This window comes from Serratia bockelmannii (genome assembly GCF_008011855.1).
Lineage (GTDB): Bacteria > Pseudomonadota > Gammaproteobacteria > Enterobacterales > Enterobacteriaceae > Serratia > Serratia bockelmannii.
Genome location: NZ_VOUX01000033.1, coordinates 1,187,220 through 1,211,696, shown reverse-complemented (window position 1 = coordinate 1,211,696; position 24,477 = coordinate 1,187,220). Strand labels below are relative to the sequence as shown.

Sequence of the window (24,477 nt, the reverse complement as noted above, 5' to 3'; positions counted from 1 at the left end):
AATGAAACGGGGCCGAGACTCGGCCCCGCTGGCGCGACTAGTCAGCGCGGCTCATGTAGCGGCGTTCGGCGATATGAATGCGAATTTTGTCGCCGGCGCTGAGGTATTCCGGCACGTGGATCACCAGACCGGTCGCCATGGTGGCCGGTTTGTTGCGGGCGCTGGCGGAAGCGCCTTTGATGCCCGGCGCGGTCTCGACGATTTCCATATCTACGGTCTGCGGCAGCTCCAGCGCCAGCACCTGGCCATCCAGCGTCAGCACCTGCATGCCCGGCAGGCCGCCTTCCGGAATGAACAGCAGCTCGTCTTCGATCTGGTCTTTCTTGAAGATGTACGGCGTGTAATCTTCGTCATCCATAAACACGTATTCTTCGCCGTCGATATAGGAGAAGTTCACCTTGCGGCGCGACAGGGAAATGGTGTCCAGGATATCGTCGCCCTTGAAGCGTTCTTCCACTTTCAGGCCGGTGCGCACGTCGGAGAAGCGCATTTTGTACAGGGTGCTGGCGCCGCGGGCGCTCGGGCTCTGCACGTCGATATCTTTTACCAGCAGCAGCTTGCCGTTGTAGCTGATCGCCATGCCGCGTTTAATTTCGTTAGCTCTTGCCATTTCAATTCATCCGCAATGAAGAGTATTAGAGAAGTTGCGACAAGGTACTCGCGCCACCGATTTCAGGCAATAGCCCGGCGCAAAAACAGTGCGGGAAAGGGAGGGCGGCCGCCCTCCCGTCGGGGATTAGTGGAAGACCGGCAGCAGGCCGAAAAGCGACAGAATATGCGCGGCGGCGTTGATCAAGCCGAACAGGATGACGAACAGGATCACGCCGTTACCGCCCGGTGCGCGGTAACCCGCCTGCGGATAGCGGCGGCGGCTGGCGCGCGCCATCAGCGCCGGCACGATCACCGCCCAGATGGTGGCCGCCAGCCCGGCAAAGCCGATGGCGTACAGAAAACCGTTCGGGAACAGCAGCGCGGCCAGGGTCGGCGGCACAAAGGTCACCAGCGCGGTCTTGCTGCGCCCGACGGCGTCATCCTTGAACTTGCAGAAGTCCGCCAGGTAGTCGAACAGGCCCAGCGACACGCCGAGGAACGAGCTGGCCAGCGCCATATAGGAGAAGGCGTTCAGCAGTTGGCTGACGGTCTGGCTGCTGGAGACGTTGCCCATTTGCTTGAGCAGGCTGCCGATATTGCCGCCTTCGGCGATCACCTGCTTAAAGGCATCGCGCGCGATATTGCCCTGAATCACATACTGCCACAGGATGTAGATAGCCAATGCCAGCAGGGTGCCGTACACCAGGCTGCGCACCACGGAGCTGCTGTCCTTGTGGTAGTACTTCACCAGCCCGGGAATGTTGCCGTGGTAGCCGAACGAGGTCAGCAGGTAAGGCAGCGCCGCCAGGGCGTAAGGCAGATAGCTGGCCTGGTCATCGCCGGTGTTGAACAGCACCGCGGGCTGCACGTGGGTGAACATGTCGCCCACGGACATCACGAAGGTGATCACCATGCCGCCGATCAGAATGGTGCTCAGGCGGTCGACCGCGCGGGTGGAGAGCCAGACGATAAACGCCACGACCAGTGCGAAGACCAGGCCGGCGGTGGTCTGGCCGACGCCGACGATGCCCTCCAGCGTATGCGCGATAATCGAGCCGCCGGCGGAGATATAGGCGTAGGTCAGGATGTAGAGTACGAACGCCACCGACAGGCCGTTCACGGCGTTCCAGCCCTTACCCAGCAGATCCTTGACCATGGTGTTGAAGCTGGCGCCGCTCGGGTAGTGCAGCGTGGCTTCGAGGATCATCAGGCCGGAAAGCAACATGCAGGCCCAGGTATACACCAGCAGCGCGACGGAGCCGCTGAACCAGACACCGGAAGTGACGATCGGAATGGAAAACATGCCGGCGCCAACGGCGGTTCCGGCAATGATCATCGCGCCGCCGAGGACGGAAGGGCGGGCTAGCTTCTGGATGGTGTCCGTAGACATGCGTGCTCCTGATGGAAGAAGTTCTTTTGTACTAGCTCAATGGTACATGGATGCATGGCGCATGTAAAGCGGGGGGATTGCACGTTTCACGCGTTTTTGTCTTTAAATTGCGGCTTTTTGGGCGTTTACTCGCCAGGCGGCGAATCAGGCGGGGTAAGACGGTTGCGGGACGAGTGTAAAGATCGCAGGGGCGCAGGGATTCTGCTGGCGGCCACCGCGCGCGGCTGCTATTGTCGCGCTTCTTTTCCCCAGCCCACCAGGAGTAGCGCTGATGGACTGTCGCAGCGACTGCGGCGCCTGCTGTATCGCGCCGTCAATATCCAGCCCGATCCCCGGCATGCCGAACGGCAAGCCCGCCAATACCCGCTGCATTCATCTGGATGAACAGCTGCGCTGCGGCCTGTTTCATTCGCCGCTGCGGCCGAAAGTGTGCGGCAGCCTGCAGCCGAGCCGCGATATGTGCCACGATCACCGCGATCAGGCGCTGATCTACCTCGCCAGGCTGGAAGCGGACACCGCGCCCTAAACTTCCCTCAGCTTCCACAGACACAGCGTCGCACCTGCCGCCATCGCCAGCGCGGCGTAAAATACCGCATGGTAGTTCCAGATTTCCGCCACCGCACCGGCGATGGCGCCGGCAATGACCCAGCCGACCCGAATGGTGTTGGTGAACAGCGTGGTGGCCGTGCCGGCCTGGCCGGGCATCAAATCCTGGAAGTAGAGCATGCCGATCCCCGCCAGCACGCCGATAAACGCCGCATTCAGCAGCTGCAGGGCGATGAGTTGCCAACTGCCGGTGATAAACAGCAGGCTGCAATAGAACAATACGCCGGCGACGGCGGCACCTAGCATCAAACAACGCTTGCCGCAGCGTTTCGCCACCAGACCGGCGATCAGCATGATCGGGATTTCCAGCCCGGCGGCGGTGCCCATCAGCACGCCGACCAGCCGCTCCGGCAGCCGCAGTTCGTGCACCATATACAGCGGCATGTTGATCAGGTACATGCTGTTGGCGGTCCACATCAAAGTGCTGGCGCCAAACAGCAGTAGCGCATCGCGGCGATGCTGGCGCGGTGCGGCCAGGGGCGCACTCGCCGCGGCAGTTTTCGGCATGGAAGGCAGCCGTTTCCACACCAGCAGGCCGCACAGCACAAAGGCCGCCGCGCCCGCCAGATACATGGCCTTGAAGCCGAAGCCCAGCGCCAGCGCGAAGGCGATCGGCGGGCCAATGACCCAGGCGAGCGAGACCTGGGCGCGCATGATGGAGGTGAACATGACCGCCTCGCGGCCGGTGCGATCGGCGTGTTCGCGCGCCAGAGCGAACATTTGCGGGTTAGCGGTGGAGCCGAAGCTGGTGAGCAGCACGCCGACGAGCAGCAGCAGGTAATAGTTGCGGCTCCAGGCGAACAGCGTGAACCCCAGCGCCCCCAGCATACAGCAGAGGAAGATCAGTGATTTGCGGTCGCCTTTTTTATCCGAGCGGCCGGCGAGAAACTGGCTGACCAGAATGCCGATCACCGCGCTGCCGGTAAAGAACAGCCCAACCAGCGCCGGCCGCACCTTGACTTCGGTTTCCAAAAACAGGCTCAGCGTCGGGGTTTGCAACGCACCGGCGATGCCGGTCAGGAACGCCACCGCCAAAAAGGCCAGCGAAGTGAGATCGGGCGTGCGTCGCGTTACTGCGGATGAAGTCGGCATGGCGGTTGAGAATTCGTCGAAAAAGGGAGGTCGCGCGCATCATACGCCCGTTGAAAAGAAACGCAAACCGCTATCCATTGGCGCAGGGTAAGCGAATATGTCGCGCGGCGACGTGAAAAAAGGGGCGCGTTGCGCCCCCCTTGCTTGCCGGTAAATCAGGCGCCTTGCGGCACCGCGTGCGCGGTATTTTTCAGCGCCGGCCCCTGATATTTCTCGATCTGCAGCTGCGCCATCTGCCCGCAGTTGCCCTGCGCCAGGCTGGAAGAGCCGATGTCGAAGGTCAGGCAGTTGACGTTACCGTTCTTGCACAGCGAGCCGGGCTGCGCCGGATCGGCCGGATCGAACCAGGCGCCTTCGCTGATGCGCACCACGCCGGGCCGCACGTCTTCGCTGACCACCGCGCCCACCAGGATCTGGCCGCGATCGTTGTACGCCCGTACCAGATCGCCGCCGGTGATGCCGCGCGGCTGCGCGTCCTGCGGGTGGATCAGGATCGCTTCACGATCCGCTACCGCGTATTTCTCGCGCAGCGGCGTGTTGTCGAGCTGAGAGTGCAGCCGGTTGGTCGGGTGCGCGGTATTGAGCGACAGCGGATACTTGGCCGCTTCCGGCCCGCGATACCACTCGTGCGGCGGCATCCAGGTCGGGATGCCGGGGCAATCCGCATAATGCATTTTGGCGATCGCGTCGGAGTAGATCTCGATCTTGCCCGACGGCGTGCCCAGCGGGTTCAGCAGCGGGTTGTCACGATAATCGGCGAAGCGCACCCACTGCTTATTGGCCTCGGGCACCGGGAAACGCACGTAGTTATTGGATTGCCAGAACATGTCGAACGGCGGCAGCGCCACCCGTGCGGCGCGCGCCTGGTTTTTCATGTCGTCATACATGCCTTTCAGCCACTGGGTTTCATCCTTGCCCTCGGTAAAGGCCTCCTGCACGCCCAGCCTGGCCGCCATCGCCGAGAAGATGTCAAAGTCACTGCGCGATTCGTGCTGCGGCGGCACGCATTGATGCATCGGGAACACATAGAGCTGCGAATAGTCACCCCCCATCTCCAGATCGTTGCGCTCGTAGCTGGTGGTGGCCGGCAGCACGATATCGGCATGCTTGGCGGTGGCGGTCCAATAAGGCTCGTTGACCACGATGGTGTCCGGCCGCTGCCAGGCTTTGACCAGGTTGTTGGTGTCCTGATGCTGGTGGAAGGTGTTGCCGCCCGCCACATACACCATTTTCACCTCGGGGTAGGTGACCTTGGCGCCGTTGAAGTCGATGGTTTTGCCTGGGTTGCTCAGGCATTCGGCGATGCGCGCCACCGGGATCGGCGCCGGTGAGTTTTTCGGCGCATTGCCGGCGGAGATGCCGGCGATGATGCCACCCTTGGCGGTCGGGCTGCCGCCGGACGAATAGTGGTAGCTGAAGCCGAAGCCGCCGCCCGGCAGGCCGATCTGGCCGAGCATCGCCGCCACCGTCACCAGCAGCCAGTGCTGCTGTTCGCCGTGGTGCTGGCGCTGAATGCCCCAGCCGCCCATGATCATGGTGCGATGCTTCGCCATTTCGCGCGCCAGACCGCGTAGCGTGTCGGCATCGACGCCGCTGATGTCGGCCGCCCATTCGGCGGTTTTCGCCACGCCGTCGCTCTCGCCCAGCAGGTAGGCCTGGAACTTGTCGAAGCCGACGGTATAGGTTTTCAGGAAGTCCGGATTATGCAGCTTCTCGGTCAGCAGCGTGTGGGCGATGCCGATCAGCATGGCGCCGTCGGTGTAAGGGCGCGGAGCGATCCACTGCGCATTGACGAACTTGGCGCTGTCGTTGTGCACCGGATCGATGCTGATCACCCGGGTGCCTTTTTTCTTCAGCGCCTCGAAGCCGGTCTGGCCGACGTGATCCGGCACGTTCCAGCTGTTTTTCAGCGTGACCATCGGGTTGCAGCCCCACAGGATCACCAGCTCGCTGTTTTCGATCACGTTCGGCCAGGCGGTCTGCTGTTCGTAGACCTCCATCGAGCCGACCACGTGCGACATGATCACCTGCGCCGCGCCGGTGGAGTAGTCGCCGGCGTAGCCGAGGAAGCCGCCGGTCAGGTTCATCAGGCGCTGCAGCAGCGTGCGGCTGTTGTGCAGCATGCCGACGCTTTTCCAGCCGTAGGAACCGGCGTAGATCGACTGCGGGCCGTGATCTTTTTGCAGGCGGGTGATCTCATTGCACACCAGCTCGGTCGCTTTGTCCCAGCTGACGCGCACCCACTCGTCGCGGCCGCGCAGCTCGGTGCGGCTGCCGGGGCCGCCTTCCAGCCAGCTTTTGCGCACCATCGGGTATTTGATGCGGTTCTCGGCGTGCACCTGATAAGGCGCCATGGTGATCAGCTCATTGGGATACGGGTCGTCCTGCACCGGCTGCACGCCGACCATCTTGCCGTCCTGCACGATGGCCTCAAACGCGCCCCAGTGGGCGCCGGTCAGGATGCCTTTTTGCGCCTGACGCAAGACGATGAACTGCGGCAGCGCTTCGCTGATGGCCTGCGCCAGCGCCGCTTTGGGCCATAAGCCCGCCAGCAGCGGGGCAGCGGTCAGCGCGGCGGCGCCGGTCAGAAAGCGGCGGCGGCTCATGGTTAACGGTTTTTGGTTGCTCATTGCGCTTCTCCCTTAAAGCTTGGCCGGTGCGGCAGGTGGCATGTCGCTGGCGTGTTTTTGTACGTATTGTGTCAGCACGCGCAGCTGTTCCTGCGTCAGCGAGGTGCGCGGCGCCATGCCTTTGATGACGCCGATCCATTGGTTGGCGTTGAAGCGATCGAGCGCGGTCAGCCCGTGGCAGCCGGTGCAGTTGGCCGACATCATGTCCGCGGCGTAGCGCCAGATTTTTTGCTGATCGTCGATCAGCTGCTTGCGCGGCAGCCACACCTGCAGAGAGACCTGATGCCAGACCAGGCCGGTTTCCGCATCGGTCTGGGTGGACGCGGTCTTCAGCTGTTTGCGCGCGTCTTCACCCAGCAGCACGCTGAGGATGCGCTTGCCCTGCGCGGCGTAGAACACTTCGCTGACCCCGTCTTGCTGCCAGCCGCTCACGGTGGCCAGCACCTTGTCGCCCTCCTGTTTCACCACCTGCACTTCGGTGGATGGCATCAGGTTGCCGGCGTTATGGCTGTCGTCTGCGCTGAGGAAGAACGGTTCGGTGGCGATGGTGTAGAGGGTGGTGGCGCCCGGTGCGGTCAGCGCTGCGGCCTTGGCCAGCTCGGCGGCGCCAGCCTGGGTTTCGCCGCTCATGTCCGGCAGGATGTGGGCCACGCCTTTATGGCAGTCTATGCAGGTTTCGCCCTGTTTGATCGCCACCGGGTGCTGCAGGCGCGCCTCAGGGCGCTGGGCGGTGATGTCCATGGCGTCGTAGCTGTGGCAGGAACGGCAGGTGGCCGAATCGTTTTCTTTCAGCGTCTTCCAGACCGACTGCGCCATCGCCAGCTTGTGCGCTTCGTATTTTTCCGGTGTGTCGATGGTGCCGACCATTTCGCCGTAAATGTCTTTCACCGCGCGGATTTTGGTCCACAGGTAATCGATCGGCTGATGGGGGACGTGGCAGTCGGCGCACTCGGCGCGGATGCCTTTGGTGTTCTGGAAGTGGACGCTGCCCTGATATTCGGCCAGCGGTTGTTGCATGGTGTGGCAGGAAACGCAGAAGGCGGTATCGCTGGTTTTATGGAATACGGTGGCGGTCCCGGCCAACAGCGCCGCGCCGAGGATAATCCCCAGCAGCAAAAGCCATAGCCATCCCCACCGGCGCTTTTTTTCAAAGCCAGTCAGTTTTTTGCTCATGGTAAACCCGCTTATAATTATGAATTTAAAATAAAATCTTGCCAAAAGGCCACCGACCGAAGGTCAGAATGCCACGTCGATTGCAGGGGTAATAATAGAAGAGGGTTAACCCCATAGGGTTATCCGTAGTCAAAAAAATGGCGTATATCGCAAAAAATAGCGTTATATTCTAAATTATATAGCGGTGGGGCGGTGCAGCAGGGAAAGCGAGCGCAGCACGCGCTCGCGATGGGTCAGGCCGTGGGCAGATAGGCCTGGCCGCTCAACCACAGGCGGATCGCTGTGCGGCTGGCTTCGAAATGCGGTTCCGGCAGGGCGTCCGGCGCGCACCAGCGCCATTCGGCGCATTTTTCGGGTTCTTTCAGCTCCGCTTCGCCGCCGGGGTGATCCACCTGCAGGCAGATAGACACCGTGTGTTTGCCTTCGGCGTGCCAGGTTTGCAGATTGTTGCTGACGCCAACGAAGCGCGGCGGATCGATGATCAACCCGGTTTCTTCGGCAATTTCGCGCTGGGCGCACTGCTCGAAGGTTTCACCGGCATCCAGATGCCCGCCGGGGATCGACCAAAAGGGCGCGTGGGAGCCGCAGCGTTTGCCCAGCAAAATCTCGCCTTGCGGGTTGACGATGATCACCCCGACGCCCGTCACTACATTCATGCTTTTCTCCGTCAGCAAAGTTTCAGCACAGTATGTCATTTTGCTCCGGCGCTGACCAATGCGCCGATGAAAGTGTGCGTAAGCTCAAAAATCTGCAATGGCGAAAGGGAGAAAACTTGCTTTCACATTGCGCTGCTTACACACTCCTTGAAACGTTTCAGCGTTATCCGACCGCTTGTGGGCAGCGGGTAGCGCTCCTTTTTCTCAATAAAGCTGAAACGATTCAATTCAGCAGGAGAGGAGAATCATGTTCCAGTTGTCACCGCAAGACATTCATCTGGGCGCCGCTGCCGCCGATAAGCAGGGGGCCATCCGTCAGGTGGCCGCCGCGCTGACCGAAGCCGGCTGCGTCAGCGCCGGTTACGTGGACGGCATGCTGCAGCGCGAACTGCAGACGTCCACCTACCTGGGCAACGGCATCGCCATTCCGCACGGCACCACCGATACCCGCGATCTGGTGTTGAAAACCGGCGTGCAGGTGTTCCAGTTCCCGCAGGGCATCGCGTGGGGGGAAGGCCAGACCGCCTATGTGGCGATCGGCATCGCCGCCCGTTCCGACGAGCATTTGGCACTGCTGCGTCAGCTCACCCACGTGCTGAGTGATGACAGCGTGGCGGAGCGGCTGGCGAAAACCACCTCCGCGGAAGAGCTGCGCAGCCTGTTGATGGGCGAACGGCAGAGCGCTGAATTCCAGTTCGACGTTTCGCTGATTGCGCTCGACGTCGCGGCCGACAGCCTGATGACGCTGCAGGCGCTGAACGCCGGCCGTCTGCAAAAAATCGGGGCGGTCAACGCGCAGTTCGTCAGCGATGTCATCACCCGCAGGCCGCTGAATCTGGGGCAGGGCATTTGGCTGAGCGACAGCGTTGAAGGCAACCTGGCCAGCGCGGCCACCGTCAGCCGCCCGGCGCAGGCTTTCGTGGAAGACGGCGAGCCGGTGGCGCTGCTGCTGACGGTGTCGGTCGCCGACGCGCAGCCGCTGGCGGTGCTCAACTACCTCAGCGATCTGCTGCTGGCCAACAAAGCTGAACGCTTGCTGAAGGCGGATGCCGCTGGGGTGCTGGCGCTGCTGACCAGCGACGTGGCGGAAGAGAGCAGCGTGCTGAGCGCCGAATTCGTGATCCGCAACGAGCACGGTCTGCACGCGCGGCCGGGCACGGCGCTGGTCAACGTGATCAAAAGTTTCAACAGTGACATCACCGTCACCAACCTGGACGGCAGCGGCAAGCCGGCCAACGGGCGCAGCCTGATGAAGGTGGTGGCGTTGGGCGTGAAGAAAGGGCATCACCTGCGCTTTACCGCCAATGGAGAAGATGCTGAAGCCGCGCTGAAGGCGATTGGCGAAGCGATTAATGAAGGACTGGGCGAGGGCGCAGCATGAGCAGAAGAGTAGCAACAATCACCCTGAACCCGGCGTACGATCTGGTGGGTTTCTGCCCGCAGATCGAGCGCGGGGAAGTCAACCGGGTAAAAACTGCCGGCCTGCACGCCGCCGGTAAGGGCATTAACGTCGCCAAAGTGTTGAAGGATTTAGGCATCGACGTCACCGTCGGCGGCTTCTTGGGCAAAGACAATCAGGACGGTTTCCAACTGCTGTTCAGCGATCTGGGGATCGCCAATCGCTTTCAGGTGGTGCCGGGCCGCACCCGCATCAACGTCAAGCTGACGGAAAAAGACGGCGAAGTGACCGATTTCAACTTCTCCGGTTTTGAAGTGACATCACAGGACTGGGATCGCTTCGTCAGCGACTCGCTGAGCTGGCTGGGCCAATTCGACATGGTGGCGGTGAGCGGCAGTCTGCCAGCCGGCGTCGATCCCGACGCCTTTACCGACTGGATGACCCAGCTGCGCGCCAAGTGCCCGTGCATCATTTTCGACAGCAGCCGCGAAGCGCTGGTCGCCGGGCTGAAGGCCTCGCCGTGGCTGGTGAAGCCGAACCGCCGCGAGCTGGAAATCTGGGCCGGTCGCCCGCTGCCGACGCTGGCGGACGTGGTCGAGGCCGCGCATGCGCTGCGTGAACAGGGCATCGCCCACGTGGTCATCTCCCTCGGCGCGGAAGGCGCGCTGTGGGTTAACGCCTCCGGCGCCTGGATCGCCAAACCGCCGTCCTGTGAGGTGGTCAGCACCGTGGGCGCCGGCGATTCGATGGTCGGCGGCCTGATTTACGGCCTGCTGATGCGCGAATCCAGCGAACACACTCTGCGTCTGGCCACGGCGGTAGCGGCGCTGGCGGTCAGCCAAAGCAACGTCGGCGTGACCGATCGTCCCCAGTTGGCCGCGATGATGGCGCGCGTCGATCTGAAACCTTTCAATCAATAGCAGGAGGCAGAATGAAAACGCTGCTGATGGTAGACAGTTCGCTGGGGCAGGCCCGTGGCCACCTGGCGAAACGCATGCTGGAGGCCGCCGCGGCCAAAACTGGCCTGACGCTGGTCGAGTCACTGCAGGACGCCGAACTGGTGGTGGTGGCGGGGCAGGCTGCTCCTGCTGACGCCGGGCTGAACGGCAAATTGGTGTATGTGGGCGATGTCGAACAGGCGGTGCGGGAACCGGACGCTTTTCTGGCGCGTGCCAAGGCCGAAGCTGAAACCTATCAGGTGCCGCAGGCGGCGGCACCGGTGAAAGCCAATGGGCAAAAACGCATCGTGGCGATCACCGCTTGCCCAACCGGCGTGGCGCATACCTTTATGGCGGCCGAAGCCATTGAAAGTGAAGCCAAAAAACGCGGCTGGTGGGTGAAGGTGGAAACGCGCGGTTCCGTCGGCGCCGGCAACGCCATCACCCCGGAAGAAGTGGCGGCCGCGGATCTGGTGATCGTCGCGGCGGACATCGAAGTGGATCTGGACAAGTTTGCCGGTAAGCCGATGTATCGTACTTCCACCGGTCTGGCGCTGAAGAAAACCGCGCAGGAACTGGACAAGGCGCAGGCCGAGGCGGAGGTGTTCCAGCCGCAGCAGCGCGGTAGCGCGGCGCCGGCGGCGAAAAAGAAAGAGGGCAGCGGCCCGTATCGCCACCTGCTGACCGGCGTGTCCTACATGCTGCCGATGGTGGTGGCCGGCGGTCTGTGCATCGCGCTGTCGTTCGTGTTCGGCATCAAGGCGTTTGAAGTCAAAGGCACGTTGGCGGCGGCGCTGATGCAGATCGGCGGCGGCTCCGCCTTTGCGCTGATGGTGCCGGTGTTGGCCGGTTTTATCGCCTTCTCCATCGCGGATCGTCCGGGCCTGACGCCGGGCCTGATCGGCGGCATGCTGGCGGTGAGCACCGGCGCCGGGTTCCTCGGCGGCATCATCGCCGGCTTCCTGGCGGGTTATGTCGCTAAGGCGATCAGCAGCAAGCTGCGCCTGCCGCAAAGTATGGAAGCGCTGAAGCCCATCTTGATCATTCCGCTGGTCGCCAGCCTGATCACCGGCCTCATCATGATTTACGTGGTCGGCACGCCGGTGGCGAAAATCATGGAAGGTCTGACCCATTGGCTGCAATCGCTGGGCACCGCCAACGCCGTACTGCTGGGGGCAATCCTCGGCGGCATGATGTGTACCGACATGGGCGGCCCGGTGAACAAAGCGGCCTACGCGTTTGGCGTGGCGCTGCTCAGCTCTTCGGTGTATGCGCCGATGGCGGCGATCATGGCGGCGGGCATGGTGCCACCGCTGGCGATGGGTCTGGCGACACTGCTGGCGCGCCGCAAGTTCCCGAAATCCGAACAGGAAGGCGGCAAGGCGGCGTTGGTGCTGGGGCTGTGCTTCATCACCGAAGGGGCGATTCCGTTCGCCGCCCGCGACCCGATGCGCGTGTTGCCGTGCTGCATCGCCGGCGGGGCGCTGACCGGCGCGCTGTCGATGGCCTTCGGCGCCAAACTGATGGCACCGCACGGCGGGCTGTTCGTGCTGCTGATCCCGGGCGCGATTTCGCCGGTGTTGCTGTACCTGGTGGCGATCGCCGCCGGTACGCTGCTGGCGGGCGTAGCTTATGCCCTGCTGAAACGTGCGGAAGTACCGGTTACTGCCGCGGCGTAAGCCTCGCGATACCGCAAAACGCGCAGCCCCGAGCTGCGCGTTTTTGTTTGTGCCTTAGGCAGTTAGCACGATTTACCCCTGGTCAGAAACCACAACGCTTTCTAAGCTGATAGCGCGACTTTGTTCCTGCGAACAAGCAATGACTCAAGGAGATTCATCCGTGGCTAAAAAAGTGGCGATCGTACTCACACCCGGTTTCGCCGATTGGGAATACGCGCTGATTGCCGGCGTTGGCGGCCCGTTTTATGGGCTGGAGGTGGCGTTTTTTGCGCCGCAGGCCGGAACGCTTCGCTCACAGGGCGGGCTGACGGTCGAGGTTGAAAAAAGCGTGGCCGAACTGGCGGATTGGCGCCCCGAGGTGCTGGTGGTGGTCGGCGGCACCCTGTGGGAAACCGAACGGGCGCCGGATATCCGCGCGTTGCTCAACGAACAGTCTCAACGCGGCGCGACTCTGGCGGGCATTTGCGGCGGGACGTTGGCGTTGGCGCGGGCCGGCCTGTTGAACGGCAGGGCGCATACCTCCAACGCTGCCGAGTTCTTGACGGGCAATGTTGAGGGCTACAGCGGGCAGCGCCATTACGTTGCGAGCGCCGCCGCCGTCGTGGATGACCGTGTCATTACGGCACCAGGCTCGGCGCCGGTCAGCTTTACCACCGCGGTGTTTAGGGCGGCGGGCCTGGATGAAGAAACGCTGCGTCAGTTCGGCGCAATGCTGGCGGCAGAGCACACGGTGGGGGAAACCGCTCGCGCATAGGCGAGCGGCCAAGGGAGGGTTACTGCTGTGCTTTCAGCCAGGCGATCTCTTCCGCCCAGATATCCGGGTTTACCGTTTCCAGAATCAGCGGAATATTGTCGAAGCGCGGATCGCGCATGATGTAGCTGAACACCGTTTTGCCGATGTTGCCTTCCCCCAGGCTGTGGTGGCGGTCGACGCGGCTGTTGAACTCGCTCTTGGCGTCATTCAGGTGCATGCCGCGCAGGTAGTTGAAGCCGACGATGTCGCCCAACTGCTTGAAGGTGTGCTCGCAGTCTTCTTCGGTACGCAGATCGTACCCGGCGGCGAAGGCGTGGCAGGTGTCGATGCAAACGCCGACGCGGCTCTTATCTTCCACGCCGTCGATGATCGCCGCCAGATGTTCGAATTTGAAGCCCAGGTTGCTGCCCTGGCCGGCGGTGTTCTCGATCACCGCCGTCACGCCAGCGGTTTTATCCAGCGCGATATTGATCGATTCGGCGATGCGCGCCAGGCACTTGTCTTCATCGATTTGCAGCAGGTGGCTGCCGGGATGGAAGTTCAGCAGCGTCAGCCCCAGCTGTTCGCAGCGCTGCAGTTCGTCGATAAACGCCTCGCGCGATTTTTCCAACGCCTCGGCCACCGGGTGGCCCAGATTGATCAGGTAGCTGTCGTGCGGCAGGATCTGCCCCGGCCCGAAGCCGTACTGGGCACATGCGCTCTTGAACTTATCGATCACGTCGGCGGCCAGCGGTGCGGCCTTCCATTGACGCTGATTTTTGGTGAACAGGGCGAACGCGGTCGCCTCCAATTCGTGCGCGCGGATAACCGCCTGATCCACGCCGCCTGACGCGCTGACATGTGCACCGACAAACTTCATCTTCATTCTCCTGTGTTATCGGTGACATTATGGCATTGATGGCGGGCGGATTGAATGGCGAAAAGCGGCGGCCCGCCGAAGCGGACCGCCGAGGGGGATTACAGCAGGTGTTGCACCAGTTGGTTTATCGCGCCGCCGCCGACCAGCAGCCAGACGAACAGCAGCGTCGCCAGCAGAATCGGTTTCATCCCGGCCTGGCGCACGGCGCTGATGTGGGTGGTCAACCCCAGCGCCGCCATCGCCATCGCCAGCATCCAGGTATCGGCGGTGATCAGATGGCGCACCAGCGCGGCCGGCAGCAGGTTGAAGGAGTTCAGCCCGGCGACCGCGATAAACAGCACGGCGAACCACGGAATGGTGATGGCGGATTTTTCCGCCTTGCCTGCGCTGCCGCGGCTGATGTAGCCCGACAGCAGCAGCAGGAACGGTGCCAGCATCATCACGCGGATCATCTTGGCGATCACCGCCGCATTTTCGGCGTCCGGCCCGATGGCGTGCCCGGCGGCGACCACCTGAGCCACTTCGTGGATGGTGGAGCCGGCGTAAATGCCGAAGGTTTCCTGGCTGAACGGCAGCCACTGGAAGTGTTCATTCAACTGATACAGCCAGGGATAAACGAAAATAGCCAGGGTGCCGAACACCACCACGGTCGAGACCGCTACCGCCACTTTGCTGGAATCGGCCTTCAGCACCGGCTCGGTGGCCATCACCGCCGCCGCGCCGCAAATGCTGCTACCGGCGCCGATCAGTATCGCGGTCTGGCTGTCGATGCCGAACACTTTCTTGCCGAGCCAGCAGGCCAGCAGGAAAGTGGTGATCAGGGTCAGTGCGTCGATGATGATGCCGCTGGCGCCGACATCGGCGATCTGCTGAAAGGTCAGCCGGAAGCCGTAAAGGATAATCCCCAGACGCAGCAGCCGCTGTTTGGCCAGCTGTACGCCGCTGTGACAAACGGTTTGCCAGCGGGGATACAGCGTGTTGCCCACCAGAATGCCGAGCAGGATCGCCAGCGTCAGCGCCCCCAGCCCCAGCTCCGCCACCCAGGGAATATCGCCGGCCCAGACGGCCAACGCGGTGAGCGCGCCGGTCAGCGCCAGCCCCGGCACCAGCCGTGGCAGGCCAAACAGCGGAAAGCGTCGCTCGGGATAGGTGTGAGTGGTATCAGTCGCCATAAAAGTCAGTCCTTCAGTCTGTTTCTTGCTGCTAAGAGTACGTTTGGGCTGAATAAAAGAGAAATTGATTATATATTTATAACCTATCTGAATAAGTGGTATGGGATCAGGCATTGGCATAACGCCGCATTGCGGCTAGGGTGTGGAGGAGCGGCGAGAGCCGCCGTCAACTTTCCAACTAACAGGAGCAGGCGATGGATACCGACGATCAACGCAGAGAGCAGGTAGATCAGGAAGTGGGGCGCGCGGTGCGGCGGTTGATTGAAGAAAACAAGGCGATCGACCGCGATCACCTGGTGGCGATGCTGCAATTGATACTGCGGGACGAAGCCGGCACGCCGCGCGAGCCGGTGCTGGCCGCGGCGGCGCAGCTGGTCGCGTTAGGCAAATAGCGCGCCGATCTGGCCGCAAACAGGGTAGCCTGGCCGGGCTGCCCACATCACCATGTTGGGTTCTCTGGCAGAACCTTCTTTCAATACCGGGACGGCTATGCATATCACGTTGCGTCAACTGGAAGTTTTCACCGAAGTGCTGAAAAGCGGTTCGACCACTCAGGCCTCGGTGGTGCTGGCGCTGTCGCAGTCGGCGGTCAGCGCGGCGCTGGCGGATCTGGAGGGGCAGCTGGGCGTGCAGCTGTTCGATCGCGTCGGCAAACGGCTGGTGATCAACGAGCACGGCCGGTTGCTGTATCCCAAGGCGCTGGCGCTGTTGGAACAGGCGGGGGAGATAGAGCAGCTGTTCCGCCATGACGGCGGGGCGCTGCGCATCGCCGCCAGCAGCACCATCGGCAACTACATGCTGCCGGAGATGATCGCCCGTTACCGTCGGGATTTTCCGGCCACGCCGCTGGAGCTGAACGTTGGCAACAGCCAGGACGTGATCGTAGCGGTGGCGGATTTTCGCGTCGATTTGGGGCTGATCGAAGGGCCTTGCCATATGCCGGAGCTGGTGACGCAGCCGTGGCTGGAGGACGAGCTGGTGGTGTTTGCCGCGCCGGACAATCCCTTGACCCACCAACCGCCGACGCTGGAGGCGCTGGCCAATGCGCCTTGGATCCTGCGCGAGCGTGGTTCGGGCACCCGCGAGGTTCTGGATCATCTGCTGTTGGCGCACCTGCCGCACTTCCAGCTGGTGATGGAACTGGGCAACTCGGAGGCGATCAAGCACGCGGTGCGGCACGGTATCGGCATCAGCTGCCTGTCGCGGCGCGTGGTGGCAGAACAGCTGGCCAGCGGCGCACTGGTAGAACTGCCGGTGCCGCTGCCGCCGCTGCGGCGCACCCTGTACCTGATCCGCCATCGGCAAAAGCACATTTCCAACGCCTTGCAGCGTTTTCTCAGCTATTGCGCGCTGTAATCGACAGCGCGTCACGTCCTCTGCTGCTGCGCAGGCCGAAGAAAGCATAAAAACCTGCGCGCGCTCACATTAATGAGAGTAAGTAAGGCCATAAGGGCCGCGGCTAATAATTGCCTCTGAATTATGAAGCTATCTTATATCAGTGCAATGTTGCTAGTTCACCGGCGGGTATTTGTTACAATCCGCCCTCATTTTTTCAAAGAGCAGATAGGGTACGAATGGCTCAGCAGGATATAAAAACATCGGGGCAGCAAGCACCCGGATTGCGCCGCGAGCTGAAAGCCCGGCATTTGACCATGATCGCCATCGGCGGCTCCATCGGCACCGGCCTGTTTGTGGCCTCGGGGGCCACGGTTTCTCAGGCAGGCCCCGGCGGGGCGCTGCTGTCTTACGCTCTGATCGGTTTGATGGTGTACTTCCTGATGACCAGCTTGGGCGAACTGGCGGCCTTTATGCCGGTCTCCGGTTCATTCTCCACTTACGGCGCCAAATACGTGGAAGAAGGCTTCGGCTTCGCGCTGGGCTGGAACTACTGGTACAACTGGGCGGTGACCATCGCCGTTGACCTGGTGGCCTCGCAGTTGGTGATGAACTACTGGTTCCCGGACACCCCAGGTTGGATCTGGAGCGCCCTGTTCCTCGGTCTGATGTTCCTGCTGAACTACATTTCGGTGAAAGGGTTCGGCGAGGCGGAATACTGGTTCGCGTTAATCAAGGTCAGCACGGTGATTATCTTCATCGCTGTCGGTGTGCTGATGATCGTCGGCATTCTGAAGGGCGGCGAGCATGCCGGTTGGCAGAACTGGACGGTAGGAGACGCGCCGTTTGCCGGCGGCTTCTCGGCGATGATCGGCGTGGCCATGATCGTCGGCTTCTCGTTCCAGGGCACCGAGCTCATCGGTATCGCGGCCGGCGAATCGGAGAATCCGGGTAAAAACATCCCGCGCGCAGTGCGTCAGGTGTTCTGGCGTATCCTGCTGTTCTATATCTTCGCCATTCTGATCATCAGCCTGATCATTCCGTACACCGATCCGAGCCTGCTGCGCAACGACGTGAAAGACATCAGCGTCAGCCCGTTCACCCTGGTGTTCCAGCATGCCGGCCTGTTGTCGGCGGCGGCGGTGATGAACGCGGTGATCCTGACGGCGGTGCTGTCGGCCGGTAACTCGGGCATGTACGCATCGACCCGCATGCTGTACACCCTGGCATCGGAAGGCAAGGCGCCGCGCATTTTCGCCAAGCTGTCGAAAGGCGGCGTGCCGCGTAACGCGCTGTATGCGACCTGCGTGGTGGCCGGCCTGTGCTTCCTGACGTCAATGTTCGGCAACCAGTCGGTTTACCTGTGGCTGCTCAATACCTCGGGCATGACCGGTTTCATCGCCTGGTTGGGCATCGCTATCAGCCACTACCGTTTCCGTCGCGGTTACATGCTGCAGGGGCGCGATCTGAACGATTTGCCGTACCGTTCCGGGTTCTTCCCACTGGGGCCGATCTTCGCCTTCGTGCTGTGCCTGATCATTACCCTGGGCCAGAACTACCAGGCCTTCCTGCAAGATAAGATCGACTGGTATGGCGTGACCGCGACCTACATCGGCATTCCACTGTTCCTGCTGATCTGGTTCGGTTACAAGCTGTCGCAAGGCACCCGTGTCGTGAAGTACAGCGAAATGGAATTCCCGAAGATGGACGTGAAGTAATTTTCGGTGAGTGATACGCGGCGGGGGTTCCCGCCGCGTTTGGCTTTACTTTTTCCCGCCTTTGGCTTCCGCCAGCGCCTGCTGCGCCGAACTCATCAAATCTTCCACCGTTGCATAATGCTGCGTCAGCGCCACAATGCCAGCGTTGAGCTGCATGTTCACCTCGCCGAACGCGCCAAAATCGTAAGGTGCCTCCAGCGGCGGCACGATGCGCGCCAGGAACTCGCTTTCCGCGCCGTAGGGCAGATCGTGCACCAGAATCAAAAACAGGCCGCCGGTATAGCGGCAGACGTAGTCGCTCGGGCGGATCAGCGTCTTGAGACGCTCGCCGACGGTGCGCAGTACGTCGTCGCCGATCTGGACGCCGTGGCTTTGGTAGAGCGCCGCCAGCGGACCAAACTCAAGAATGAACAGGTGAGAGATCGTCTGTGCCGCTGCGGGGCGGCAGATGCTGCGCATCACCACCTCGCCGCCCGCTCGGTTGAGGAAGCCGGTCAGGCGATCGCGGTGCGACGCCTGCTGCTTCTCCCAGGCCAGCGTGACGTGCTGCACCAGTTGGCGGTGGTAGCGTGCGATCATACCGTGGGCCAGCACCAACCACAGCGGCGCGAGGTCCGCCAGGACAAACAGATTTTGCACGCGCGACAGCGGTGCCGCCAGCAGGTAAGGCAGCGTCAGCGCGATCACCTCAAGCAGCGCGAAGCGTGGCGCGGCGGCGTGGCGCTGCATCAGCCAGCAGGCCAGAGCGGTGATGGTGAGGCCGGCGAAAAGTATTAAAACGAAGCGGCCCGACAGCATCGCCAGCGCGGCGCTGGCGCCGACCAGCAGCGTCCACAGCAACACCGTCACCAGCATGGCGTCCGGCCAGGCGGGTTGACGCCGGCGCGCCAGCCAGGCTCGCCCGGCGGTCAACAGCAGCAACAGCAGCAGCAGGCCGATACCGACCAGCGGTCGGTTCAGCCAGGCGTACCCCACCAACAGCGCGACCGGCCCTGCGGCATTCAGCCAGGGAGTGAGAGGAGAGGGCGTCAGCGTGAGACGCAGCTGGCGTTGAAACGGCTCGTCATCGGCCTGCAGCGGGCTGTATAACAGCCAGTTCAGCAGCGCCGGACGTTTGGGCGTTGTCGCCGGAGATGGACTTCTCATTACAGCCTCGTCAATAAGGCCGCTCTTGCGGCGGCCTGAAGGTTTTTTGCACGCGCGGTGCTGTGGCTTTGGATTCTATGTGGTTTTGCCGTTATTTGTCAGAGTCTGGTCGGATCAGGGATCACTTTCAGAATAATGAACCTACTGGCCGCTGGCGGGGGTAAGCGTGGTGGTTTGAAAAATGGCGTGTAAAAACAAATTGTTACATTTCTATAACGCTGTTTTCACCGATTGATATGATTGATAAGTATTATCGTTTGCTTTATTGTGGACGGCTGCGCGCAGGCTGCTGCCGCACACTTTCCGGTTCACGGCGGACGCCTTCGCGCCGCTGTCATGATGGTTGTAACAGGTATCTTAACGAATGAGCGTATCCACCGATCCCATGACTGACGCCAAGGGGCAACCCAACGCCGGCGTGATGGGGCGTTATCAGCATATTCTTCGCCATCGCCTGATGATGATGGGCGTGTTGGCACTGGCGATCCTGGGCTCGCTGCTGCTGGATTTCACCATGGGGCCGTCCGGCCTGTCGCTGTCGTCTTTATGGCACACGCTGCTTGACCCCGCCGCGGCCGATGCCGGCACGCGGGTGATCGTCTGGGACATCCGATTGCCTTACGCGCTGATGGCGGTGGTGGTGGGCTTTGCGCTCGGCCTGGCCGGGGCGGAGATGCAGACCATCCTGAATAACCCGCTGGCCAGCCCCTTTACCCTCGGGGTCTCTTCCGCCGCGGCCTTTGGCGCCGCGCTGGCGATCGTGCTTGGCATCGGCATTCCGGGGATTCCCGACCAGTGGTTCATCTCCGCCAACGCCTTTATCTTCGCGCTGTTCGCTGCGCTGATGCTCGACGGCATCACGCGCTGGACGCGGGTCGCCACCTCCGGCGTGGTGCTGTTCGGCATCGCGCTGGTGTTTACCTTCAACGCGCTGGTCTCGATGATGCAATTCATCGCCAGCGAGGACACGCTGCAGGGGCTGGTGTTCTGGACCATGGGCAGCCTGGCGCGCGCCTCGTGGGACAAACTGGGCATTCTGTTCGGGGTGTTCGCCGTGCTGCTGCCGCTGTCGATGATGAGCTCGTGGAAACTGACCGCGCTGCGTCTGGGTGAAGACCGGGCGGTGAGCTTCGGCATCGACGTGCGTCGGCTGCGTTTGACCACGCTGCTGCGCATCAGCATGCTCTCGGCGCTGGCGGTGGCTTTCGTCGGGCCGATCGGCTTTATCGGCCTGGTGGCGCCGCACATCGCCCGCATGATCTTCGGCGAAGATCACCGTTTCTACCTGCCGGCCAGTGCGCTGATTGGCGCGCTGGTGTTGTCGATGGCCTCGGTGGCCTCGAAAAACCTGGTGCCCGGCGTGATCATTCCGGTGGGCATCGTCACGTCGCTGGTCGGGGTGCCGTTCTTCCTGAGCATTATTCTGCGCCATCGGGGGAACGTATGATCCAGGGTTTACGGATAGAAAACTTCTCGGCGGGCTACCCGAAACGCCAGGTGATCGACAATCTCTCGGTGCCGATGCTGCCGCGCGGGCAAATCACCGTGCTGCTGGGGCCGAATGGCAGCGGCAAATCGACGCTGCTGCGCTCGCTGGCCGGGCTGAACCCGGCGCAGGGCAAGCTGTGGCTGGACGACGGCGATCTGATGCAGATGCCGTTCGCCCGTCGGGCGGAGAAAGTGGTGTACCTGCCGCAGTCGCTGCCTGCTGGGGTGCATCTGCACGTGCTGGAGTCGATCATCGTGGCGCAGCGCGCCTCGGGCGGCCGCAGCAACGCCAGCAGCGAAGCGGAAGTGATGGCTTTGCTGGAACAGCTGGGCATCGCCCACCTGGCGCTGAGCTATCTCGATCAGCTGTCCGGCGGCCAGAAACAGCTGGTGGGGTTGGCGCAGTCGCTGATCCGTCAGCCGTCGCTGCTGCTGCTGGATGAGCCGCTGAGCGCGCTCGATCTCAACTACCAGTTCCACGTGATGGATTTGGTGCGCCGCGAAACCCGCAAGCGCAATATCGTGACGGTGGTGGTGGTGCATGACATCAACATCGCGCTGCGTCACGGCGACCACGTGCTGATGCTGCAGGATGGCGATCTGATCGCCGATGGCGCGCCGGATCAGGTGATTACGCCGCAGAGCCTGGCGCGGGTCTACGGCGTGCGCGGGCGCATCGAGCGTTGCTCGCAGGGCACGCCGCAGGTGCTGATAGACGGTCTGGTGAACCAGCCGACGATTTAACCCAAGAAAAAGCCCGGCATCGCCGGGCTTTCTTTATCGCGCAGCGTGGTTTAGGGCCTCGCTCACGCGTTCGACGACGTGCTGGGCGGTGACGATGCCGCCGGACAGATACACCTCGGCTGCCGGCAGGTAGACCACCTGGCCTTTTTTCACCGCCGTGGTTTTCTTCAGCGCGGTGCCGGTGAGGATTTTCTGCGGTGCCACCGCGTTCGGCTGCCCGGTCGCGGCGTCTCTGTCGATGACGAACAGCCAGTCCGGATTCAGTTTGGCGACCTGCTCAGGTGTCAGCTTGTTGCCGCGCACGTCTTTTTCGTCGGACTGCAGCGCGGACGAGAAGCCGAGGGCGTCATAGACGAAGCTGAAACGGCTCTTGGGCGCGTAAGCGCTGATCTTGCCGCCGGAGAACAGCACCACCAGCCCACGCCCGGCCTGGGTGGCCTGTGGTTTGACTGCGGCGATCTGCGCATCCAGCTTATCGATCGCCGCCTGCGCCTGTTGCTGCTTATCGAACAGCTCGCCCAACTGCAGGGTGCGCTGTTTCAGGCTGCCCAACTGATCCTGCTGATCGACGGACATGTTCAGCGTCGGTGCCAGCGCGTTCAGCTCGTCATAAGCTTTGGACGCCCGGCCGGCGATCAGGATCAGGTCCGGCTTGGCGGCGCGCAGCACGGCCATATCCGGTTCGAACAGGGTGCCGGCATTGAGGTATTTGTCATCCTGATAGCGCTTCAGGCTATCCGGCAAGTTCTTGCGGTTGCCGGGCAGCGCCAGCGGTTCGACGCCCAGCAGCTGCAGCGTTTCCAACGACGCGTAATCCAGCACCACGATGCGCTGCGGGTGCTTCTTCACCTCGGTGCTGCCGTTCAGGTGCTGGACGTTGACGGTGGCCGGGGTAGCGGCTACCGGCGTATCGGTTTTGCTGTGGCAACCCGCCAGCGCCATTGCGGCCAGCAGGGCGATCATCAGGGGGGAGCGGCGTAATCTCATGGAGCTTCCTCACGGTGATGGAATGAAAAGGGCGCGCAGTGCGCGCCCAAGGGCATCAGAAGTTGTAGGTCATGCCGACGGTGTAACGGCGGCCGTCCAGCGTGGTACGGTAGTGATCGTAATCCACGGTTTTGTCGAGGATGTTGTAAACCCCGCCGGTCAGCTGCAGGTTTTTCGCCGCCTGGTAGCTCAGGCCCGCATCGACGAAGGTGTAGGATGGCGTGCTGGTCGCCATCGAGGTGCGGCTCAGATATTGTGAGGTTTTGCTGCGGAAGTTAACGCGCGACCACAGGCTGAGGTCCTGCGTGGCACGCCAGTCCAGCACGGTATTCAGCATGTGCTTAGGCATCTGGTTGAGCGCCTTGCCCTGGAACTCGCCGCTCTTCTGCTCGGAAGAGGTGTAGGTGTAGTTGGTGTTCCACTTCCAGTCTTTGTTGATCTGCCAGCCGAAGGTGGCCTCTACGCCGCGCATATTGGCTTTGTCGACGTTGACGCGATCGCTGATAAAGTCGTAGGACGTGCCGCCGATGGTGCAATCCGGCGTGTCTTCGCAGCGGCGCACTTCGGTGATTTTGTCTTTAAAGTCGGTGTTGAAGACCGTCACGCCGGCGTTAACGCCTTTCAGGCTATCCCACATCAGGCCGATTTCTTCGCTCAGGCTCTTCTCTGGCTGCAGATCCGGGTTGCCGACGATGATGCCTTTACGCACGCCGCCGCCGGTGACCTGCCCCCAGTTAGGGGAGGATTGGCGCAGATCCGGCGATTTGTAACCGGCGGAGACGCCGCCTTTCAGCGTCCACTGTTCGGTCAGGTGCCAGACACCGTACATGCGTGGGGTCCAGTGGCTGCCGAAGTTTTCATCACGGTCCATACGGATGCCGCTGGTCAGGCTAAAGTCGTTGGTCAGCGCCCATTCGTCTTCAGCGAACAATGCCCAGCTCCAGCGCGTCAGCTTGCTGAGACCTTGAGCCGATTCAAGCTGGTTGCCACCGTCGCCCAGTTTTTCATAGCGGTATTGGCCGCCGAGGTTCAGCATGTGGGAACCCAGCTCGAACTGGTTCTGGGTGTTGAAGATGGTGTTGTAGGCCTTCATATTACGGCCCGGGTTACCGGTTTCTTCGCGCTGCACGTAGCTTGTGGAGTTGCCGAAGTCGTAATAGCCGTTGTGGGTCAGCGCGTAGTTGGTGCGAGTGTATAGGCTTTCGCTGACCTCGGTTGGTGTGCACTTGCCTTTGCTGCAGCGCTCCGCCACTACCGATTTGCCCGGCGTGCTGTTGCGATCCTGCAGCGAGCGGCCGATTTCGAAATCGAATTCGTTTTTCTCGTCCGGCGTCAGGGTGAACACCGCGGTGCCGCTGCGCATGCGCTGTTCGTTGTAACCGTTGACGATTTTATCTTCCGCGCGGCGCGACAGCAGGCCGTTGACCCGCAGGCCGAGCAGGCCTTCAACCAGCGGGCCGGAGGCGTAGGCGTTGGTCTGGAACAGATCGCCGGAATCGCGGTTTTCCTGAACGGTGGCGTCACCGTGCAGCGAGCCTTTCCACTCGGTGCGTGAAGTCTTGCGGGTGATGACGTTGATCACGCCGCCCATGGCGTCGGAACCGTACAGCGAAGACATCGGCCCGCGCACCACTTCGATGCGTTCGATGGCTTCCAGCGGCGGCAGCCAGCCCTGTTCGATGCCGGCGTTGTCGCTGTTCGGGCGGGTGCTGCGGGTGTCGACGCGCTTGCCGTCCACCAGGATCAGCGTGTACTTGGAGGACATGCCGCGGATGCTGATGTCACTGCTGCTGGCGCCGCCAGTGACCACCACGCCCGGCACGTCTTTCAGTGCATCGGTCACGTCGCGATAGGCCTTATCTTCGATCTGCTGGCGCGGGATCACCGAGATGGACGCGGCGGAGTCCTGAATTTTTTGCTGGAAGCCGGAGGCGGTGACGACCATGGTGTCCTGGGTGTCGTTCTGCGGCGCGGCCAGCGCGGCGGTGGCGCTGAGTGAGGCGACAACCAGAGCGGCGAGCTTGCTGTAACGTGGCGTTTCCATGAGGTGAACCTTTCCTGGGTTGAAGTGAAAGTAATTAACCAATTGAATTTCTAATGAAATTATTCATCGTTCGCTG

21 protein-coding genes are annotated in these 24,477 nt (G+C 62.1%); 10 read left to right on the top strand and 11 right to left on the bottom strand.

Annotation, left to right across the window (positions count from 1 at the left end):
- Positions 1-37: 37 nt before the first annotated feature.
- Complete coding sequence (yeiP, locus tag FOT55_RS22240) at positions 38-610, bottom strand: elongation factor P-like protein YeiP (protein ID WP_004935725.1); 573 nt, start codon at positions 608-610, stop codon at positions 38-40.
- 126 nt (positions 611-736) lie between these two features.
- Entirely contained in the window at positions 737-1,981 is a 1,245-nt protein-coding gene (gene mtr / locus FOT55_RS22235; protein WP_025303548.1) for a tryptophan permease, read from the bottom strand.
- A 271-nt stretch (positions 1,982-2,252) separates the two neighbouring features.
- Between mtr and FOT55_RS22230 the strand changes: the two genes are divergently transcribed.
- Positions 2,253-2,507 (top strand): YkgJ family cysteine cluster protein, encoded by a 255-nt coding sequence (locus FOT55_RS22230; RefSeq protein WP_019453627.1) that lies wholly within the window; start codon positions 2,253-2,255, stop codon positions 2,505-2,507.
- Here FOT55_RS22230 and FOT55_RS22225 read toward each other — a convergent pair.
- The 4 genes from FOT55_RS22225 to FOT55_RS22210 all read right to left on the bottom strand — a co-directional run bounded on the left by FOT55_RS22225 (position 2,504) and on the right by FOT55_RS22210 (position 8,138).
- Positions 2,504-3,679, bottom strand: coding sequence for a sugar efflux transporter (locus FOT55_RS22225; RefSeq protein ID WP_147824033.1), 1,176 nt, complete (start codon positions 3,677-3,679; stop codon positions 2,504-2,506). The genes FOT55_RS22230 and FOT55_RS22225 overlap by 4 nt on opposite strands.
- 155 nt (positions 3,680-3,834) lie before the next feature.
- Positions 3,835-6,309 (bottom strand): trimethylamine-N-oxide reductase TorA, encoded by a 2,475-nt coding sequence (gene torA, locus FOT55_RS22220; protein WP_147824032.1) that lies wholly within the window; start codon positions 6,307-6,309, stop codon positions 3,835-3,837.
- A 12-nt stretch (positions 6,310-6,321) separates the two neighbouring features.
- Positions 6,322-7,482, bottom strand: a complete 1,161-nt coding sequence (locus tag FOT55_RS22215) for a NapC/NirT family cytochrome c (RefSeq protein WP_043136424.1) — start codon at positions 7,480-7,482, stop codon at positions 6,322-6,324.
- A gap of 233 nt (positions 7,483-7,715) precedes the next feature.
- Positions 7,716-8,138, bottom strand: a complete 423-nt coding sequence (locus FOT55_RS22210; RefSeq protein WP_147824031.1) for a nucleotide triphosphate diphosphatase NUDT15 — start codon at positions 8,136-8,138, stop codon at positions 7,716-7,718.
- Between the two features lie 247 nt (positions 8,139-8,385).
- Here FOT55_RS22210 and fruB point away from each other — a divergent pair, with 247 nt between their 5' ends.
- From fruB to FOT55_RS22190, 4 genes are all read left to right on the top strand, one after another.
- The gene (gene fruB, locus FOT55_RS22205) at positions 8,386-9,519 is read left to right on the top strand and encodes a fused PTS fructose transporter subunit IIA/HPr protein (RefSeq protein WP_049294865.1); all 1,134 of its coding nucleotides are present in this window, start codon (positions 8,386-8,388) and stop codon (positions 9,517-9,519) included.
- Entirely contained in the window at positions 9,516-10,457 is a 942-nt protein-coding gene (fruK, locus tag FOT55_RS22200) for a 1-phosphofructokinase (protein WP_043136417.1), read from the top strand. Before fruB ends, fruK begins: the two co-directional genes overlap by 4 nt.
- Before the next feature lie 11 nt (positions 10,458-10,468).
- The gene (fruA, locus tag FOT55_RS22195) at positions 10,469-12,154 is read left to right on the top strand and encodes a PTS fructose transporter subunit IIBC (RefSeq protein ID WP_060433639.1); all 1,686 of its coding nucleotides are present in this window, start codon (positions 10,469-10,471) and stop codon (positions 12,152-12,154) included.
- A 160-nt stretch (positions 12,155-12,314) separates the two neighbouring features.
- On the top strand, positions 12,315-12,908 hold the full coding sequence (locus tag FOT55_RS22190; protein WP_147824030.1) for a DJ-1/PfpI family protein: 594 nt from the start codon (positions 12,315-12,317) through the stop codon (positions 12,906-12,908).
- A gap of 19 nt (positions 12,909-12,927) precedes the next feature.
- Here FOT55_RS22190 and nfo read toward each other — a convergent pair whose 3' ends face one another.
- Positions 12,928-13,767, bottom strand: coding sequence for a deoxyribonuclease IV (nfo, locus tag FOT55_RS22185; protein WP_049205268.1), 840 nt, complete (start codon positions 13,765-13,767; stop codon positions 12,928-12,930).
- A gap of 98 nt (positions 13,768-13,865) precedes the next feature.
- Entirely contained in the window at positions 13,866-14,939 is a 1,074-nt protein-coding gene (locus FOT55_RS22180; protein ID WP_049294862.1) for a YeiH family protein, read from the bottom strand.
- Between the two features lie 194 nt (positions 14,940-15,133).
- Here FOT55_RS22180 and FOT55_RS22175 point away from each other — a divergent pair, with 194 nt between their 5' ends.
- From FOT55_RS22175 to FOT55_RS22165, 3 genes are all read left to right on the top strand, one after another.
- Complete coding sequence (locus tag FOT55_RS22175; protein ID WP_043136401.1) at positions 15,134-15,331, top strand: hypothetical protein; 198 nt, start codon at positions 15,134-15,136, stop codon at positions 15,329-15,331.
- A 97-nt stretch (positions 15,332-15,428) separates the two neighbouring features.
- Positions 15,429-16,295, top strand: coding sequence for a DNA-binding transcriptional regulator YeiE (yieE, locus tag FOT55_RS22170; protein ID WP_025303536.1), 867 nt, complete (start codon positions 15,429-15,431; stop codon positions 16,293-16,295).
- A gap of 218 nt (positions 16,296-16,513) precedes the next feature.
- A complete protein-coding gene (locus tag FOT55_RS22165; protein ID WP_025303535.1) occupies positions 16,514-17,992 on the top strand; it encodes an amino acid permease in 1,479 nt (492 codons plus the stop codon).
- Positions 17,993-18,037: 45 nt separating this feature from the next.
- Here the strand turns inward: FOT55_RS22165 and FOT55_RS22160 are convergent, their stop codons facing one another.
- The gene (locus FOT55_RS22160; RefSeq protein ID WP_049294860.1) at positions 18,038-19,138 is read right to left on the bottom strand and encodes a GGDEF domain-containing protein; all 1,101 of its coding nucleotides are present in this window, start codon (positions 19,136-19,138) and stop codon (positions 18,038-18,040) included.
- 364 nt (positions 19,139-19,502) lie between these two features.
- Here FOT55_RS22160 and FOT55_RS22155 point away from each other — a divergent pair, with 364 nt between their 5' ends.
- Positions 19,503-20,585: a FecCD family ABC transporter permease gene (locus tag FOT55_RS22155; protein WP_025303533.1), complete on the top strand. Its 1,083-nt coding sequence runs from the start codon at positions 19,503-19,505 to the stop codon at positions 20,583-20,585.
- Positions 20,582-21,370 carry an ABC transporter ATP-binding protein gene (locus tag FOT55_RS22150; RefSeq protein ID WP_147824029.1) on the top strand — a complete coding sequence of 263 codons (789 nt, stop codon included), beginning with the start codon at positions 20,582-20,584 and terminating at the stop codon, positions 21,368-21,370. The genes FOT55_RS22155 and FOT55_RS22150 overlap by 4 nt, the downstream gene beginning before the upstream one ends.
- Before the next feature lie 33 nt (positions 21,371-21,403).
- On the opposite strand, the gene FOT55_RS22145 is transcribed toward FOT55_RS22150, so the two are convergent.
- Together FOT55_RS22145 and FOT55_RS22140 are read right to left on the bottom strand one after the other, a co-directional pair.
- Complete coding sequence (locus tag FOT55_RS22145; RefSeq protein ID WP_147824028.1) at positions 21,404-22,357, bottom strand: siderophore ABC transporter substrate-binding protein; 954 nt, start codon at positions 22,355-22,357, stop codon at positions 21,404-21,406.
- Positions 22,358-22,412: 55 nt separating this feature from the next.
- On the bottom strand, positions 22,413-24,401 hold the full coding sequence (locus tag FOT55_RS22140) for a ligand-gated channel protein (RefSeq protein WP_141967723.1): 1,989 nt from the start codon (positions 24,399-24,401) through the stop codon (positions 22,413-22,415).
- Positions 24,402-24,477: the final 76 nt, after the last annotated feature.